Annotated in this window: 17 protein-coding genes; 12 read left to right on the forward strand and 5 right to left on the reverse strand. The window is 36.1% G+C overall.

Going from position 1 to position 13,194, the window contains the following annotated elements; genetic code table 11:
• Nucleotides 1-86: 86 nt before the first annotated feature.
• The 7 genes from D1868_RS09725 (at nucleotide 87) to D1868_RS09755 (ending at nucleotide 5,150) form a co-directional block, all read left to right on the forward strand.
• Nucleotides 87-344 (forward strand): hypothetical protein, encoded by a 258-nt coding sequence (locus D1868_RS09725; protein ID WP_156007691.1) that lies wholly within the window; start codon nucleotides 87-89, stop codon nucleotides 342-344.
• Nucleotides 344-1,006: a metal-dependent transcriptional regulator gene (locus D1868_RS09730; protein WP_156007692.1), complete on the forward strand. Its 663-nt coding sequence runs from the start codon at nucleotides 344-346 to the stop codon at nucleotides 1,004-1,006. Before D1868_RS09725 ends, D1868_RS09730 begins: the two co-directional genes overlap by 1 nt.
• The gene (locus D1868_RS09735; protein ID WP_156007693.1) at nucleotides 984-1,328 is read left to right on the forward strand and encodes a DUF2250 domain-containing protein; all 345 of its coding nucleotides are present in this window, start codon (nucleotides 984-986) and stop codon (nucleotides 1,326-1,328) included. Before D1868_RS09730 ends, D1868_RS09735 begins: the two co-directional genes overlap by 23 nt.
• Before the next feature lie 2 nt (nucleotides 1,329-1,330).
• Nucleotides 1,331-2,542 carry a glycerate 2-kinase gene (locus tag D1868_RS09740; protein WP_156007694.1) on the forward strand — a complete coding sequence of 404 codons (1,212 nt, stop codon included), beginning with the start codon at nucleotides 1,331-1,333 and terminating at the stop codon, nucleotides 2,540-2,542.
• A gap of 236 nt (nucleotides 2,543-2,778) precedes the next feature.
• On the forward strand, nucleotides 2,779-3,957 hold the full coding sequence (locus tag D1868_RS09745) for an extracellular solute-binding protein (RefSeq protein ID WP_156007695.1): 1,179 nt from the start codon (nucleotides 2,779-2,781) through the stop codon (nucleotides 3,955-3,957).
• Entirely contained in the window at nucleotides 3,932-4,735 is an 804-nt protein-coding gene (locus D1868_RS09750) for an ABC transporter permease (protein WP_156007696.1), read from the forward strand. The genes D1868_RS09745 and D1868_RS09750 overlap by 26 nt, the downstream gene beginning before the upstream one ends.
• Before the next feature lie 70 nt (nucleotides 4,736-4,805).
• A complete protein-coding gene (locus tag D1868_RS09755; RefSeq protein ID WP_156007697.1) occupies nucleotides 4,806-5,150 on the forward strand; it encodes a hypothetical protein in 345 nt (114 codons plus the stop codon).
• Nucleotides 5,151-5,157: 7 nt separating this feature from the next.
• On the opposite strand, the gene tpiA is transcribed toward D1868_RS09755, so the two are convergent.
• Entirely contained in the window at nucleotides 5,158-5,850 is a 693-nt protein-coding gene (gene tpiA, locus D1868_RS09760) for a triose-phosphate isomerase (RefSeq protein ID WP_156007698.1), read from the reverse strand.
• A gap of 23 nt (nucleotides 5,851-5,873) precedes the next feature.
• Between tpiA and D1868_RS09765 the strand changes: the two genes are divergently transcribed.
• Complete coding sequence (locus D1868_RS09765; RefSeq protein ID WP_231112374.1) at nucleotides 5,874-6,383, forward strand: DUF429 domain-containing protein; 510 nt, start codon at nucleotides 5,874-5,876, stop codon at nucleotides 6,381-6,383.
• On the opposite strand, the gene D1868_RS09770 is transcribed toward D1868_RS09765, so the two are convergent.
• Nucleotides 6,375-7,949, reverse strand: coding sequence for a cation:proton antiporter (locus tag D1868_RS09770; RefSeq protein ID WP_196770240.1), 1,575 nt, complete (start codon nucleotides 7,947-7,949; stop codon nucleotides 6,375-6,377). The genes D1868_RS09765 and D1868_RS09770 overlap by 9 nt on opposite strands.
• A 51-nt stretch (nucleotides 7,950-8,000) precedes the next feature.
• On the opposite strand from D1868_RS09770, the gene D1868_RS09775 reads away from it, so the two are divergent.
• Both D1868_RS09775 and D1868_RS09780 read left to right on the forward strand, forming a co-directional pair.
• Nucleotides 8,001-8,978 carry an alpha/beta hydrolase-fold protein gene (locus D1868_RS09775; protein WP_156007701.1) on the forward strand — a complete coding sequence of 326 codons (978 nt, stop codon included), beginning with the start codon at nucleotides 8,001-8,003 and terminating at the stop codon, nucleotides 8,976-8,978.
• The gene (locus tag D1868_RS09780; RefSeq protein WP_156007702.1) at nucleotides 8,975-9,154 is read left to right on the forward strand and encodes a hypothetical protein; all 180 of its coding nucleotides are present in this window, start codon (nucleotides 8,975-8,977) and stop codon (nucleotides 9,152-9,154) included. The genes D1868_RS09775 and D1868_RS09780 overlap by 4 nt, the downstream gene beginning before the upstream one ends.
• 42 nt (nucleotides 9,155-9,196) lie before the next feature.
• Here D1868_RS09780 and D1868_RS09785 read toward each other — a convergent pair whose 3' ends face one another.
• Nucleotides 9,197-9,649 (reverse strand): 8-oxo-dGTP diphosphatase, encoded by a 453-nt coding sequence (locus tag D1868_RS09785; RefSeq protein ID WP_156007703.1) that lies wholly within the window; start codon nucleotides 9,647-9,649, stop codon nucleotides 9,197-9,199.
• The gene (locus D1868_RS09790; protein ID WP_156007704.1) at nucleotides 9,646-10,962 is read right to left on the reverse strand and encodes a class II fumarate hydratase; all 1,317 of its coding nucleotides are present in this window, start codon (nucleotides 10,960-10,962) and stop codon (nucleotides 9,646-9,648) included. Before D1868_RS09790 ends, D1868_RS09785 begins: the two co-directional genes overlap by 4 nt.
• 116 nt (nucleotides 10,963-11,078) lie before the next feature.
• Here D1868_RS09790 and D1868_RS09795 point away from each other — a divergent pair, with 116 nt between their 5' ends.
• Both D1868_RS09795 and D1868_RS09800 read left to right on the forward strand, forming a co-directional pair.
• Nucleotides 11,079-11,678 (forward strand): MBL fold metallo-hydrolase, encoded by a 600-nt coding sequence (locus tag D1868_RS09795; protein ID WP_156007705.1) that lies wholly within the window; start codon nucleotides 11,079-11,081, stop codon nucleotides 11,676-11,678.
• A gap of 13 nt (nucleotides 11,679-11,691) precedes the next feature.
• Nucleotides 11,692-11,898: a hypothetical protein gene (locus D1868_RS09800; protein ID WP_231112375.1), complete on the forward strand. Its 207-nt coding sequence runs from the start codon at nucleotides 11,692-11,694 to the stop codon at nucleotides 11,896-11,898.
• Here the strand turns inward: D1868_RS09800 and D1868_RS09805 are convergent.
• On the reverse strand, nucleotides 11,881-13,152 hold the full coding sequence (locus D1868_RS09805) for a glycosyltransferase family 2 protein (protein ID WP_156007706.1): 1,272 nt from the start codon (nucleotides 13,150-13,152) through the stop codon (nucleotides 11,881-11,883). The genes D1868_RS09800 and D1868_RS09805 overlap by 18 nt on opposite strands.
• Nucleotides 13,153-13,194: the final 42 nt, after the last annotated feature.

Raw genomic sequence — 13,194 nt, forward strand, 5'->3', positions numbered from 1 at the left:
AATATTTTTTCATCCCCGTTTCATTGGTACGAAAATAAAACCTTAACCTTTAATTCTTGTTATTACAAACTTAACTATGGATAGTTATGGAGACAAATGAAGAGAAGAAAAAATACTATGCTGTTACTGAGATCGAATCGGTGGAAGTTCCCTCTAAATTTAGCAGTAGCAGATATCATGAGCACATTTCATCAGCTATTGATGAGGCTTTAAAAAAGACTGTGGACTATCTAAAAGCTGAGGGTTATGAAGGTAAGTTCAGTGCAAATATCAACGTATTCGTTAGAGAGGACAAATCAGTAAGGTTAATACAAACAGTCAAGACAAAATTAATAGTGAAATAATGGAAACCGAGGAATTATCGGAACCTCTGGAAAATTATCTGAAAGAAATTTATGAGCTTGAGGAATTGAGAGGCTACGCTAGAGTCTCCGACCTGATCACTATTTTTCGGATTTCCCCCGGGACTATAAGTAAAGCTTTGAATAGGCTGGAAAAACTAGGATTAATCATCAGAAAAGATAAGAAAATTTTACTTTCAGACGATGGAAAAAGAATAGCTGAAAGGCTCATCAAAGCTCATAGGCTTTCAGAGAGACTCCTCACTGACATTTTAGGTTTGGACTGGATAAGAGCTCACCAAATAGCTCACAGGCTCGAACATATATGGCCTGACGATGTGTTGGAGAAAATAGATTCAGTATTAAACTATCCCAAGACATGTCCTCACGGACATCCGATACCAGGAAGAGGAGTTATAAAAGGAGAGATAATGACTAATATTAAACCAGGAGAGGTAGTTGAGGTTCTAATGATCGTTAAGGAGGAAGAATGGATTCTAGCTAAAGCTAGTGAAGTAGGTCTTCTTCCTGGCAGTAGGTTCAGAATTGTAGAAAAGAAAGATAATGGTGATATAGTCTTAGAGGATATGAGCGGAAAAAAGTACGAGATACCTAAAGTTCTAGCTGAACAAGTGATGGTAAATGGAAAGCCTAACGGAGCTTGAAAAGAAGATATTAGTTCATATTTATAAATACGGCCCAGATAACCCTTGGTATATGGCTAGAAGACTGCTAGGAGAGTCGGGATGGGCACCTAAATATAACGAAGACGAGATCGAGAAAGCCTGTAAAGACCTAGAGGACAAAGGTTTATTACAGAGATTTCAAGGGGCACTTAAGAGAAGCGTAACATCCTCGGTTAAACCTTGGCTTAAAGTAAAAGCTAAGGAGTTGGATCATAAGCCTAAAGGGATATATTACGACTTAACTAAAAAGGGAAAGAAACTAGCGTCTGAGCTATATAAGGACTACTTTAAGAAGGATTAGAAATGTTTTTGGACAGTAAAGTGAAAGAAATTGTGAAAAGAATACTTGATTATAGTGACTCTTATAAGGCTTTATCAAGCAAGGTAAGAATTTCCAACGGGGAAATAAACGTAGAAGGTCACTCTTTTAGAACTCAAAAGCCTCTTCTCGTGGCTGTTGGTAAGTCTGCCTTAAAAGTGACAAGATTTTTCCTCGATAAAATGAAAATAGAAAACGGTATTGTAATTACACCGAAAGGTCACACTAACGTCAAACTACCCTTAGAGGTGTTAGAATCCTCGCACCCGGATATTACAGAGAGTAGTTACGAAGCGGGTAAAAAAGTCATCAATTTGTTACTTAAGGAAGATTATGACTTGTTGATTTTCCTTATCTCTGGTGGAGCTTCAGCTCTAATGGAGTATTCAGATATTTCTTTAAATTATCTTAAAGAAATTAATAAGGCTCTGGTTACATCGGGTTTAAGTATTGAAGAAATAAATATTGTAAGGAAACATCTTTCTCTCATTAAAGGTGGTTGGTTAGCACAGTACTCAAAATCTCCTATTTTAACGTTGGTTGTCAGTGACGTACCTGGAGGTGATCTTTCGAGCGTGGGCAGTGGGCCTACAATTTTAGACTTCTCTACAAAAGAGGAGGCAGAGAGGATTATGAAAGATATAGGCTTAGAAAAATATGCGGGGTTTCTGAAAGAGACACCGAAGACGTTAAAAGTAAAAAGCTACATCTTTAAGATTCTCGACATCGAAACTGTGTTAACTAGATTAAAGTCTGATATAGAGAATTCAGAGATATTAAGTAGCGAAGTGAGAGGTGATGCGTATTCGTTTGGTGTTCAATTAGCAGGTATAGCGAATACTCAGTTCAGGGTTTCGAAAGGAAGAAAAGTCCTGTTATTTGGAGGCGAACCCGACGTAAAGATAACCGGGAAATATGGAAAAGGAGGAAGAAATGGTGAAGTTTGCTTGGGCTTTCTTAAATATATTAAAGCTAATGCAAGGCTTTATGCCATCGCCACTGACGGTATTGATGGAAATAGTGAATATGCAGGTTGTTATATGAATAACGAGCTAAAAATTAGTAGTGTAGATATCCATAATGCGTTAATAAACCATTCGTCCTATGAACTTCTTGAGAAATACGGTGTCACAATAAAAACTGGTTTTACGGGAGACAATGTTAACAATGTGTATATATTGGAAATAGGAGAGTAAACTCAACCTAATCAAAATAGAAGTTTTAACATAATTTCTACTTAATCTTTATTCGTCAGATAAGTAATATTTACCTCTGTGCTTTTTAAATCAACAGACTTTAACTACACTTTATCTATTAAAGATTTCAATTTCGACAAAGATTCAAAAAATGTTAATTATTCTTTATTTACTTTATAATATTTAACCTTTTCTCAAAGTAATATTTATTAACGGGAATATATCTATTTGGTAATATGAATAAACGTACAAAAATCTTTAAGGCAATATCTTCCTATATAATAATAGCAATAGTTGTTATAGCAGTAATAGTAATAGCAGGTGTTCTATTACTATATCATCCATCTAGCAGTTCTAGTATCTCTTCAACATCATCAATGTCATCTACGTATTCTTCTTTGATGACCACCAGTTCAACCTCCTCTAGTTCATCGGTTACAACACCTCCATCAGCTAATAATACTGTAGTAGTTTATGTTGCTGGTGCCTATTTATCGATATTTAAATATTTAGCTCAACAATTTGAGAAGCAATACGGTATTCCAGTTGATATTAACCCCGGTGGTTCTTTTGGACTAGCGGCTGAGATTGCACATGGAGCTCCTGCAGATGTCTTTGTTCCGGTAGCTTATATTCAGGCTGTTGAGTTAGAAGGGCAGAACAACCCAGGTTGGGCAATTGCCTTTATATCAGACCAGATGGCTTTAGTATATTCTAACTACACTACGATGAACCCATATTGGAACCAGCTATACAGTAACTATACAATGGCAATGAAGACTAACAGTACTAAGTACTGGTATAACTTCTTCTATCTACTAACTACTAAGTTTAGTCTAGGTATATCCAACCCTAGCTCGGATCCAGAGGGATTATACGGTTATCTGATCCTAAAAATGGCTGGCTACCTCTATGCAAATAAGTCCTTTGATTACTTTATACACTTAGCTAATGAAAGTAATGTAATTCATAGTGCACTTACTACTGCTGACTTTGTAGCCCCATTAAAGGCTGGAGAACTCGACTTTGTCTTCTCCTATAAGTCCTATGCAATATCTCAACACCTAGACTATTTGCAATTACCACCATGGCTAAGTTTCGGTTATTATCCTAATGAGACAAGCTGGTATAGCTTCTTCTTCTATAAAATAACAGTAAACGGACAAACTCTAAAGATATACGGTAACCCAGTGTATTTGTATATAACCATACCGAAGAATGCACCAAACCAACAGTTGGCACTAAAGTTTATACAATTCGTGATTACAAATGTCAATGAGTTAGCGATGTTCGGCGTTACTCCTATAGTCCACCCAGTTTTGTTCTACGAATCACAGTCAGATGTACCACCACAAATTATGAATTTGTTGAATGAGGGAGTATTAACATATGGTGGTAACTTCACGGCTGTCTAAGGTAATATCTTTTTTTCTATCCATCCTTTTAGTAATCCCAATAATATATTTAGTAATTTACGGTTATGGACCTTTTTATGTTAGATCAGTAGCCTTTGGAAAGGAGTTAATAAGTGCTATAGAACTTTCCTATTTTTCCTCCGCTATCGCTATAGGCGTTATTATTTTCTTGTTTACACCATTGGCTTACTTTCTAGCCAGAAATAGAAACCCTATAATAGAAAGTATAGTAGATATCCCAGCTTCAATACCTCACCCGCTCGTGGGAATAGCCTTAGTATTCATAGATAGTCCCACTAACATAATAGGTAAATTCTTAACTTCTCATGGTATCAATTTCTACTACTCGTATCTCGGGCTTATCCTAGCCTTAATTATAGTCTCAGCTCCCGTGTATATCCGATCGATGCAGAGTTACTTCGAGGGCTTACCGTTATCATATGAGCAATACGCTATGAGTTTGGGTTACTCTGAACTCAGTGTTTACTTTAAAATGATCTTTCCTATGTCTGTTGGAGGAATAATCTCATCAGGACTGACTTCAATGGCTAGAGCGATAAGCGAATTCGGTTCTATTGCAATCATCGCTCCGTTCGTTCAAGGATGGATCTTTAACGGAGATTGTGTAGCCTCAGTATATATTTATAACGAGTATCAGACGTATTTTAATGCGTCTATAACTGCATCAGCGACTTTGATTCTCTTCTCCTTAATATTGTTAGCTGCAGCAAGAGTATCTAGGCTACTTCTCATTAAGAAGGGATACATTTATTACTAATTAACTTAATTTCATACTAAATGAAGAACCCAACCTTATCTGAACTAGTGATGAAAGGGTTGTTCAACGGATGGCGATAAAGTTGATATGTAGAGAGATAGAATGTGTTGAAGGAGTAGTGAGAAGGATATTAGAGGAAAACGGTTATTCTCTTGATAATGTTAAGATTAACGTTTCCGATATGCCTTATAACGAGATAGTTAGATTTGACGGAAGTAATATATATATTAACTCTGTGAAATTCAGAAGTTTCGCTACAGAAGTTGGAGGGGATTCTAAGCTTGTGTCAGCGTATCTAATAATAGTGTCGCTCTACGCCGTAATAAATGACAAACAGAGAGTAAGAGAGTTAGTTAAAAAGGTATTTGGAGATGGATCTCTGGAATCTACTATTTTCAATTTGTTATTTAGCTAACCCCCAGCTAAAATCCCCTCTTATCTATTGCTTTTAAGGCTTGAGACACCAAATCGCTTACAACCTTTTCTGGGTCTTTAGCTTTCATTACAGCACTTGCTACTCCTATTCCATCAGCACCAAGCTCTATAGCCTTGTATACGTCTTCACCGCTCGTAATTCCAGCTCCCGCTATAAGGTAAACTCCCTTAACTTTCTTTATTTCGTCTACCGCCCTGGTAATAACTTCAGGTTTTGCTTTAGAGACAGCGATTCCGGTACCAATAAGTTCTGGTGGTTCGATGAGTATTGCGTCAGGGTTTAATATTCCCATAGAATGAACTAATTCGTATCTATCTACACAAACTACACTTTCCATTCCTAGTTTTCTCATCCTTATAATTGCATCATGGATTTCGTCTAATCTAATTCTCCTTTCGCTGTGGTTTAGTAACGAGCCTTTCCCTCCAGCGTCCTTTACCATTTCAGGAAGAATTGATCCAGTTTTAGCACCGTGATCTAATCCATCGACATGCTGTGCGTATACTATTAGTTCAGTTTCTTTACTGAGTCTATATATCATTGTTGCTGGAACAGAAACTATTATAGGAACTCCATACTCCTTACTTACCTTCTCGATCTTCTTAGAGATTTCCATCCCTTTTTCTCCGTAAGAATTCTCATACGCTTTGTAATTTATTAAAATAATTGGCGGTTTCATAACTTTAAATAAAGGGATTAATATTGAAGTTTTGCGGAATAGATTTAGCTGTAAAGAGACCTTCAACATTCGGAGTCCTGAGAGGAGACATAATAGAAGTTTATGAAGGAGACGAAGACCTTATTCTTCAGCTTTGTGCTACTTCTGAAATCGTAGCTATAGATTCTCCACTATCGTACAGTAAAGGATTTAGAGATGTTGACAAACAGATGATTAAGCGAGGCTATCGTGTGTTACCACCGAGTTGGATGGAGAGCCTCGTGGCCAAGGCAATCAAATTATCAAATTTGTTAAGGGGGACAGTGATTGAGACTCATCCCACTTCATCTCTTAAGAATATAGGTTTAGATTGGAGGAGATATAACGTTAAGAAAGATGTAATAGACGCCGTGGTCGCTACTCTAGTTTCATTATTTTATGCGAAGGGTGAAGCGATGGAAATCAGAGGTTTGGACGGAGCTATATATCTACTCCCTAAGAAAAAGATCGAGATATTTAAATTGTCTAAAAATATTTTTACATTCCTAGAATAATTTATCTAATTCCTCTATTAATTTATATATTTTACTATAGAAAAATATAGCTATAAGTGTGCTGACTAAGATCGAGATAATTATATCAAGTAAAGGTGAGGCGGCTATTATCCTTGCTAGTAATACAGTGTAATTAATCATTATCAGCAGAAAGATTCCCCACATGAATATTTGTATTATTGGCCTAAACTCTTGATTTTGAGTTTTTCTAGTGTAGTAAAGAATGAAGAGTATTAGTAAAAATGGAGTCAGCACTATTAAAGACAAGGAAAACAAGGCTAAGTAAGGAGAAAGAGTAGCTATTAAGTCAGCTAAGTATATTGAACTAAAAGTCAATGTTACACTTAGGATTGAGAATTTCAAGAATGACGTAAGAATTTCTGGTGATTTAAATGTTATATGACCTAAGTTTTTAATTAAGCTATCAAATCTATCTAACCTTAACCTTAAATACATTTTACTTATTGTCTTTAGGACTATCTGGTTTCTTGAAGTTAAAACGCTAGCTATTGTGGAGGATACAGCTACGAGTACTGTTGATATATTATAAATTGTAGCAACGGGAAGTCCCAGCTGTAATGCGGTAAGAGATATAACTATTCCGAATTCGCTTAATGAAGTCATAAATAATCCAGTTCCATAAGCCCTCAAGAAATCGACTCCTGAAAACCAATAGGCAGTACTAAAGGCAAAGAGTTTTGTTAAAACGAGAATTACAGAGATCAGTATGTAATACAATATAAATCCAGAAATTTTGAGATAACTTCCGGCAATAAAGAAGAAGAAAATTAGGGTAAAGTCAACTAAAGGTTTCATATACCTTATTATCTTTTCAGGATCTGTTGACGCATAAGAAGTACCTATACCCAGTAAAAAGTTAGCTAACGTTGAAGGTAAGCTCAGTATGGAACTTAGTAAGTTGAATAAAAAGACGGATGCTACGCTAGATAAAATTACAGACTCTTCAGACTTTGCATACTGTAATGTAGGGTTTATGAGAACTTTTGATACAATATAACCAAGCGCTAATGAGGAAAGAGAGGTAATGAGTAGATTGAAAATATTCACGTCTCCTGAGGTTATAATGCCTAACGCGACGAAAGCTAATGTGTCTTCAAGTGAGGCAACAGAGAGAATAAGTTTGAAGTCGTTTTCATCTAACTTACCTTCCCCGAGCTTAAATGCAATTGATGTACTGGTGTTAAAGCCTATTATGGCAAGTAAAAAAGTCTGGATTAAAGAGAGTTTGATCGCTAAACTAATTATAGAAATTACAATATAAACAAATAGAAATTCTATAATCACTATAAATAGTGCTCTTCTGAACATCTTCTTGAGATCTACGAGGTTAACGGAAACTCCCATTTCAAATGACAATAAGTTTACAGCGAGAAAAGAGATAAACTGGAATTCTGGATTATTATAATTCAACCCTAAGAGTTCTCCTATTAGACCGGACACAAGGTATGCGAGAACGGGGGATATCCTAAGCCTTCTAAGAACTAATCCGGAGAAAGTTGCTATTACTAGCGTTAGTGTAAGGATTGTATTAGTGCCTTGTATCACGAATAGTAATATTGATTTTATAAGTATATAAGTAAAAAATGGTTGATTATAATGGTTATTGTAAGAGTTGAGAATGTAGAAAGCGAGGCTTTAAGAGATAACCCTTTAAAAGACCCTAATGTAAGGAATGTCGTTCACATAGTCTCCGACAATATTTCTAAACCCTTAATAGTTATCTATCTAAGCGGTTTTCTGTCTTCTTCCATTTCACTACTGAACTATGATCCTTTGGGGGGAAATATTGTAGAAAAAGTGGAGAGGCTTTCTAAGGAGGGTAAAATAAATAATACAGTTGTAATACTTCCAGATCTCTTTACTAAGTTAGGCGGTAACCAATATATAAATTCAACTGCAGTAGGCCTATATGAAGATTTCTTAGTTAAGGAATTAATACCCTATCTAAAAGAAAAATACGACAGTGACAAGATAGTTCTCATGGGCAAATCTTCTGGAGGTTACGGTGCAATAGTGCTAGGAATGAAGTATCCCGGTCTAATTCAAGGAATAGTAGACCATTCAGGCGATGCTTACTTCGAGTATATTTACATTCCTATGTTTCCTTCTGTTATCAGAACCCTGAGAAAATTCAAGGACTATAAGGACTGGCTACAGAAGTATTGGAGTAAGGAGAATAAGAAGGAAAAAGAGGATTTAAACGCACTAACCATCGTGGCAATGGCTGCATTTTACTCACCTAAGGGGGAGTATATCGAGTTACCCTTTGAAGTGGAAACGGGTGAAATTATAGAAGAAGTCTGGAAAAAATGGATAGAGAAGGATCCAGTTAGAATGATAAACCAGTATCACGAGAATTTGCGAAAACTCAGGATGGTATACCTTGATGTAGGTCTAAGGGATGAATTCAAGATCAATTTCGGTATGAGGATTTTACACGAAAAGATGAAAAAACTAAACATCCCCCATATCTATGAAGAATTTGAAGGGGGTCATTTTAATACTAGCTTTAGATATGATATATCTTTATCTTTAGCGAGTAGAGTATTTAATGAGGAAGGTAATGAGAAGTGATAATACGCTTTCAAAGAACGGGAGACTGTTATTCATTAAGTGACGTTGTTACAGAGAGAATAGGACAGTGCGAAAGGTACGACGTAATCGTCATAGAAAAAATAGACAAAGAAGTGTTGAACAAAATAAAGGGAACTGATATCAAAATTTTCGAATGTGATAAAGGAGAGGAATAGTGCATAGAAAAAATAAGAGACTCAGTATATAGAGTTACAAAATCATGTAAATTCACATGAATTACAATGACCTCCCTTAAAATAAGTCCAGTCAGCGGAGAAGTAAAACTCACAACATACATTTTCTCCATTCAGAACCTTTGGTAACCATATTTTATCGTCAGCCCACATCTCCTCATAAATAGGTTCATTTAACCACATAGGTATAGCTTCATCAGTTTTAGTAGGAATCCCGGTGAACTTTGTAATAAGGAACACGTGCATCTTTTCTGCTTCTTCTCCGTGTATAAACAAGATCTCGGCTACCTTCCTAAAGGACTCAATATTTACTTTGATTTCTTCATTGACTTCACGAGTGATACATTGCTCGGGCGTTTCACCTTCCTCAACTTTTCCCCCAGGGAATGTTAGATATCCAGCTCCTAAGCCTCTGATTTTTCTTATAAAGAGTAAAAAATTACCATCCCTTATTATTCCTAGGCATGTCTCCTTCATTTGGCTGGAAACCCAGGTTTAACTAGTCTTTTCAAGTCAAGTATGGTATTGATTTCTTCATCCTTATATCCTAATTCTCTCAGTGCTTCCCTTATTGACATTCCCTTAGCTAATTGTTTACCTATTTGAGATGCCTTATCATATCCGATTATCGGAGATATGATAGTAACTAATGAGGGGCTACTTTCGGCGTACCTTCTCATCTTTTCTACGTTTGGAACCATACCGTTAATAACTAAATCTGACATTTTACTAAATGCCTCAGCTAATAAGGTCTCCTCCATTACGAGATCGTAACCTACTAGTGGAACACCCATAGCCAACTCAAATTCACCTAGCATTGAAGCGAACTGTATAGCATGATCTAAACCTACAACTTGAGCACTTACTAGAAGAGAAGCCTCTACAGTTACCGGGTTAGTTTTACCAGGCATTATACTGCTTCCAGCTATTTCCTCTTGGCTGGGAAGTTCAATCTCATTAAACCCTGTCATAGGTCCTGAAAACATCAATCTTATGTCTTGCCCTAGTCTATATAAGTTCACTGCAGAAGTCCTCAGGACTCCACTTAGCATTAACATATCGGTGAGAAGTTTCAAACCCCTGAATTTATTTGCGGGTTTGAAGCCCATAGAAGTGATTTTGTTTATCTCATTGACTACTCTCTCCTGAAACTCAGGATGTGCATTCAGCCCAGTACCTACAGCTGTACCTCCTATGGGAAGTTCTTTTACGTATTCCAGTATTTCCTTCAACTTTCCTAAGTCGTGTTGAAATGCATCAGCGTATGACAATAATTCTTGACCTAAAGTTACAGGTAATGCATCTCTCAAATGAGTCCTGCCTGATTTAACTATATCGTTATATTCCTGACCCTTTTTATTCAGAGACGTGATGATCTTTTCGTATGCGGGAATTAGAAGTTCATATGCTGTTTTCACTGCTGCAATGCGTATTGCAGTAGGTACGGTGTCATTAGAAGACTGCCCAAGGTTTACGTGATCGTTAGGATGAACTTTCTTCCCTGAAATTTCCGTAGCTCTCTCAGCAATAATCTCGTTTATGTTCATGTTTAACCCGGTTCCAGAACCTGTTTGAAACACGTCTACAATCACTTTAGAGTCAGATTTCCCTTCCATTACTTCTTCAGATGCTTTCATAATAGCTTGTGCTATTTGTTGATCTAATAGTCCTAATTCAGCGTTAACTTTAGCACACGAGTACTTAATAGCTCCCATAGCCCAAATAATTTGCCTAGGGAACTTTGTCCCAGTGTTCATAAAGAGTTTCGGAGCTGTTTCGGTGTATTTCATATTGATTCTATTTAAAGAAAGAGTGTTACTTAATAATTTCGATTTAATATGCGTAAAAGATGGATTACTGATAGCATGACGATAATATTATTAGATCAATCCTTAAGTTTAGAGTGATGATAGTAATAAAGAAATTCGAAGTGAGTTACCTTAACACTAATTGTTATTTAGTGACTAAAAATAATTTAGGGATATTAATCGATGCAGGAGAGAACCCAACAGAAATTATATACTACGTTAAAGATAGAGGAATAGAATTAAAGGCAATCCTTGCTACTCATGGTCACTTTGATCACATTTTGGGTGTGCCTGAGTTAAAGAAATACCTAGGCGAAGTTGTATTCTACTTACACAAGAACGATGAACCGTTGGTTAAAAACGATCCCCGAACCTCTCACATTTCCGTAGACGATTATGTTAAAGAAGGAGAGATGGAATTTGACGGTATCAGGGTTAAGGTGATCGAGACTCCGGGACACACTCTAGGTAGTGTTACGTACTTAATAGAGAATAACTTATTTACCGGTGATACTCTCTTTAATGAGAGCATCGGTAGATACGACTTAGGAGGAGATAAGGTTCTCCTAAAGAAGAGCCTAAAAAGGTTAATGGAGCTTGATGATTTACTAACAGTGTACCCAGGACATGGTTTTCTTACGACATTAGGTTACGAAAAGTTGCACAATCCGTTTTTAAACGGGGAAATAGATTGGTAAAATATGACTTAGCATGAACGTAAAGATACTTAAAGTGGAGAAGTTAAACGACGTTATAGAAGTCGAGGGTTTAGTACCTGCAAAATGTGCTGTAGGGTACTACGATGTAAGAATTAAAATACGCGGTTTTAAAATCATAGAAAGCAATTGTCAGTGTGGTCAACCAATTTGTCCGCATGCTGTAAAACTGCAGTTAGCATACCTAAGAGTCTCTAGATGACCAGTTCTGTTTCCAAAACGTGAGTAATGCATAAAATGAGGCGAAGTATTGTATTACTAACGCTATTGTACCTATTAGGAAAGTCTTAAGTTTTTCCCTCATGATTAATTTTGCCAAGGCATAGGAAAATGGTATTATGGAGATTGTAGGTAGTATGTGGGTTATTATTAATATCGCTATTAATGATGGTCTAAGTCGTAAAAAATGTTCAAAAATTTTGACTGAGATTAGTGATAAGTTAGTTCCCCCAGTTAGTAATACGTTCAAGATACCTTTCTCTACTATCCTCTCAAACAAATGCGAGTTTAATATCGAATGTATATCAAGAAATAAGAATAGAATTGACAACAAAGGTAGCATATTTAGGTAGGTTACGTTAAAGGAATATATTAATCCTCTTTTATTTATAACTCCTTCTTTTATTTCCTTTATAAAGATTAGGTAGTTAGCTCTAGTCCAACGGGTTACTTGTTTGGCGAAAGCCATAACATCATTAGGGGGTTTTGTATAAACTATAGCGTCTATAGCCTTTACGGCCTTATAACCTTTGATAATCACGTATTCTGTGAGATCTCTATCGTCTGATAGGATCATTTTTCTGCCGAATATTCTAGGGTTTCTAAATTCCTCTGATAATACATAAGGCTTTATTAAATCGGTTCTATATAGGACACACTGACCACTTAATATTATAGCACTCCCAAAGTAATTAACTGCTCTGTTTACCAATTCACTCATACTTTCGAAAAACTCCGCGTAGTAATAGGACCATTTTTTACTCTTTATCATTCTGATGTTTGCACCTACTCCCCCAACATCTTCTGTCATATAATTCAATAGTTTTTCTATACTATCCTTCGATATTATAGTATCACTATCCAGTAATAGGACTAGTTTAGTTGTCACATATTTTATCCCTTCAGATAATGCAACTCTTTTTCCTGACCTCTTTTTAAGGCTTATGAAAAGTCCTTCATGTTTCTTTACTATGCTTCTGTATGGTTCATCAACACCATCCCCTACTACTATTAACTTGAGACCTATTCGGGCTATTGATTCTATGACTTGTTCAAACAGTCTTACATCTTCTTTGTATACTGGAATTAATACTGTAATGTCGGATTTTGTAAAATTGGTATTATTACATCTCTTTGGCTTGTATTTAAGTCCGTAGTATGTGGTAAGTATAAAGTAAGTAATAGTTAATGCTGTAGATGACATTAGGAACATAACGTGAGCGCCTAAGATTAACATTCAGATATCAAATAAGATATCGCAATATAAAAATTTTAGTCA

The organism is Stygiolobus azoricus, from assembly GCF_009729035.1.
In the GTDB taxonomy this organism is placed as follows: domain Archaea; phylum Thermoproteota; class Thermoprotei_A; order Sulfolobales; family Sulfolobaceae; genus Stygiolobus; species Stygiolobus azoricus.

Bases quoted from the DNA above. Each gene is read 5' to 3' on its own strand.
- D1868_RS09725 (WP_156007691.1), top strand. From the start codon at position 87: ATGGAGACAAATGAAGAGAAGAAAAAATACTATGCTGTTACTGAGATC.
- D1868_RS09730 (WP_156007692.1), top strand. From the start codon at position 344: ATGGAAACCGAGGAATTATCGGAACCTCTGGAAAATTATCTGAAAGAA.
- D1868_RS09735 (WP_156007693.1), top strand. From the start codon at position 984: ATGGAAAGCCTAACGGAGCTTGAAAAGAAGATATTAGTTCATATTTAT.
- D1868_RS09740 (WP_156007694.1), top strand. From the start codon at position 1,331: ATGTTTTTGGACAGTAAAGTGAAAGAAATTGTGAAAAGAATACTTGAT.
- D1868_RS09745 (WP_156007695.1), top strand. From the start codon at position 2,779: ATGAATAAACGTACAAAAATCTTTAAGGCAATATCTTCCTATATAATA.
- D1868_RS09750 (WP_156007696.1), top strand. From the start codon at position 3,932: ATGGTGGTAACTTCACGGCTGTCTAAGGTAATATCTTTTTTTCTATCC.
- D1868_RS09755 (WP_156007697.1), top strand. From the start codon at position 4,806: ATGGCGATAAAGTTGATATGTAGAGAGATAGAATGTGTTGAAGGAGTA.
- tpiA (WP_156007698.1), bottom strand. From the start codon at position 5,850: ATGAAACCGCCAATTATTTTAATAAATTACAAAGCGTATGAGAATTCT.
- D1868_RS09775 (WP_156007701.1), top strand. From the start codon at position 8,001: ATGGTTATTGTAAGAGTTGAGAATGTAGAAAGCGAGGCTTTAAGAGAT.
- D1868_RS09785 (WP_156007703.1), bottom strand. From the start codon at position 9,649: ATGAAGGAGACATGCCTAGGAATAATAAGGGATGGTAATTTTTTACTC.
- D1868_RS09790 (WP_156007704.1), bottom strand. From the start codon at position 10,962: ATGAAATACACCGAAACAGCTCCGAAACTCTTTATGAACACTGGGACA.
- D1868_RS09795 (WP_156007705.1), top strand. From the start codon at position 11,079: ATGATAGTAATAAAGAAATTCGAAGTGAGTTACCTTAACACTAATTGT.
- D1868_RS09800 (WP_231112375.1), top strand. From the start codon at position 11,692: ATGAACGTAAAGATACTTAAAGTGGAGAAGTTAAACGACGTTATAGAA.
- D1868_RS09805 (WP_156007706.1), bottom strand. From the start codon at position 13,152: ATGTTAATCTTAGGCGCTCACGTTATGTTCCTAATGTCATCTACAGCA.